We start from the raw sequence: 2,612 nt of genomic DNA, 5'->3' as shown, positions 1-2,612 counted from the left end.
AGGGCCAGGGCCAGGGCCAGGGCCAGGGCCAAGGCCAGGGCCAGGGCCAGGGCCAAGGCCAGGGCCAGGGCGAGGGCGTTTCCAGTCCCGACAGTGAGAGCAGTGCTCTCGGAGTTGCCGGAGTGCCCGTTGCAGGCCAACCAGGCGACGAGAGCACTGCTCTCGAAAGTGCCGGTGGAGGCGAAACCACCGGTGCGCGAGGATGGGAAAGCGAGAGCAGTGCTCTCGAAGTGGAGCGGCCCGCCGACCCTGGGAGAGGTTCGGATGACGAGAGCGGTGCTCTCGAAGATGGAGGGGAGATTCCGCGCTCGGCGGGAAACCGCGAGAGCAGTGCTCTCGGAAATGCGGCGAGTGCCGGGGCATCGGAGCCAGCCGGGGAGAGCAGTGTTCTCGGTGGGGCGGAACCTGCGCGGGAGAGCAGTGCTCTCGGAAATGCGGCGAGCGCTGGGGCGGCGGACTCAGCCGGGGAGAGCAGTGTTCTCGGTGGGGCGGAACCTGCGCGGGAGAGCGGTGCTCTCGGTGGTGTTGGTGCTGTCCCCGGCGGTGATGGCGGGCCTGGGAGCGGGGCCGGGACCGGCAACACCGCGCGTGGGACTGAGGCCGGGGGCATCCGAGTTGATGCCGGGTCGGGATCGGTGACCGCCGGCACTCGGTTCGGGAGCGGAGGAAGCGGAGGAGACAGTCCCGGTCATCGGCGTGCTGCGGGCGAGCCCGACACCCGGCGGTCGTTTGGGGCTGTGGTTGCTGATGTCGGTCGGCTGCTGGTGGCGGCCGGTGCGCCCGAGCGGGTTGCTCCGCAAGTGGTGACCGCGCTCGGCGCCGACGCAGCCGAGTTGTTGGCGGGGGACCCCTGGGCCTTGCTGGGTGTGCCCGGGTTCGGGCCTGAGCAGGCGGATCTGTACGCGCGCGGGGCCCTTGCCGGGGCGTGGGCGGCGGAGGATCCCCGGCGTGTCCGGGCCATCGTGATGTGGCTGTTGCGGCGCGCGGCTCGGCAGGGGGACACCGCGATCGAGGCCGATGCCGTTCGGACCGCGTTGGCGCGGTTCGAGGTGGGGGATCCGGATACCGCCTTGCGGGCCATACTCGCCGAGGGGCGCGTGATGGCCTTCGCTGCGGCAGGGCCGGCGGGGGGAGCCGACGAGTACACCGAGGGCGGCGGGGACCACCCCGACGGCGATCCCGACGGCGGCGACTTCGACGACGACTTCGACGACGAGTTCATGGAACCCGACGAACTGGCGGCCGCAGGTGGGGTTTTGTTGGCCTTGGACGACTACGCGCTCGCCGAGGAGGCCATTGCCGAGGCTGTCGTTCGTCTCTTGTCCACGGTCGAGCCCTGGCCGGAGATCGGTGACGGCAAGCTCGACCGGGCGCTGAACACGACGGGCGTCGTGCTGTACGCGGCCGGCCCCGGCGAGGAGCCTCCGGCCGCCGTACTGGCCGCCGCCGCGAGCGCCCGGGCGGCCGGGCTACGGGTCGCGCTCGTGGCCCCGACCACCGACGGTCGTAGTCGGCTGGGGGAAGGGGCCCTGGGGCTCCGGGAGTTGGCCGCGCTGGAGCGTGGACCGGACGGTACGCTCGAACTCGATCTGCTTGTGGTCACGGACGCGACGCTGCTCGACGTGACGGCCGCCGCCGCGATCTTCGAAGCGGTACCGGACGGCGCCCGCCTTTTGCTCGCAGGGGACGCCGCAGGGCTCGAATCCACCGGCCCCGGGCGGGTGTTCACCGACCTGGCGGCCACCGGCATGCTGAGGGCGCTGGTCGCCCCGGTCGTTCCGCAAGGGCCGCTCGAAGGGCTTGCCGACGGCATTCGCGACGGCAGGCTGCCGCCGATCCAGGATCCGGACCGCCGCGTCGTGCTGGTCCCCGCGCAGACCGGTGAGGAGGCGGCGCATCGCTGCGCCCAGCTCGTCGCCGACTCGATTCCGCGCGCGATCGGGATCGCGGCCGCCGATGTACTGGTAGTGGCCCCGCTCGCGACTGGTCCGGCAGGTGCGACCGCGCTCAACGTGGCGCTCAAGGCCAGGCTCAACCCGGGACCGGGTATCGACGTGGGCGACCGCGTCGTACGGGTCGCGCCGGATGGGGGAACGGGCGTGGTGCAAGGCGTTGTTCGGGAGGCCCTTCCCGACGGCCGGGTGGTGGTGTCCTTCGGCAGCGACGCCCCGGAGGCGCTACGGCCCGAGGCGCTGCGCCACGGTTGGGCCCTGACCGCCCGTCAGTCGCTCGGCGTCCGGCGTCCCGGCGCGGTCGTGGTGTTGCCTGCGGAGGGAGCCGAAGCGTACACGCGGGCTCTGATGTACACCCTCGTCACCCGCGGCGAGCGGCACGTCTCGATCGTCCACGCGGCCGGCCCGGCGCTGGCCGCCGCGGTCGCGGCAGAACCCACCCGCCACCGCGTCACACATCTGCAACAGGCCCTGCGGGAGGCGGCGGGCTGAGGACAAGTCGCCCAGGCCCTGGCTCTGGCTCTGGCTCCGGTCCCGGTCCCGGTCCCGGCCCCGGTCCCCGGCTCCGGTCTCCGGTCCCCGGCTCCGGTCCCCGGCTCCGGTCCCCGGCTCCGGTCCCCGGCTCCGGTCCCCGGCTCCGGTCCCCGGCCCCGGTCCCGG

1 protein-coding gene is annotated in these 2,612 nt (G+C 73.3%); it reads left to right on the top strand.

The genetic code is table 11. The features are described 5' to 3' along the window. The first annotated feature begins 737 nt into the window (after nt 1-737). Nucleotides 738-2,444, top strand: a complete 1,707-nt coding sequence (locus tag GT354_RS16680) for an AAA family ATPase (RefSeq protein ID WP_161357095.1) — start codon at nt 738-740, stop codon at nt 2,442-2,444. The last annotated feature ends 168 nt before the right edge of the window (nt 2,445-2,612 follow it).

It is taken from the genome of Streptomyces sp. SID3343 (assembly GCF_009865215.1).
Lineage (GTDB): Bacteria > Actinomycetota > Actinomycetes > Streptomycetales > Streptomycetaceae > Embleya.
Note: the sequence above shows the minus strand (reverse complement) of the source record. Positions and strands in the feature narration are given on the sequence as shown.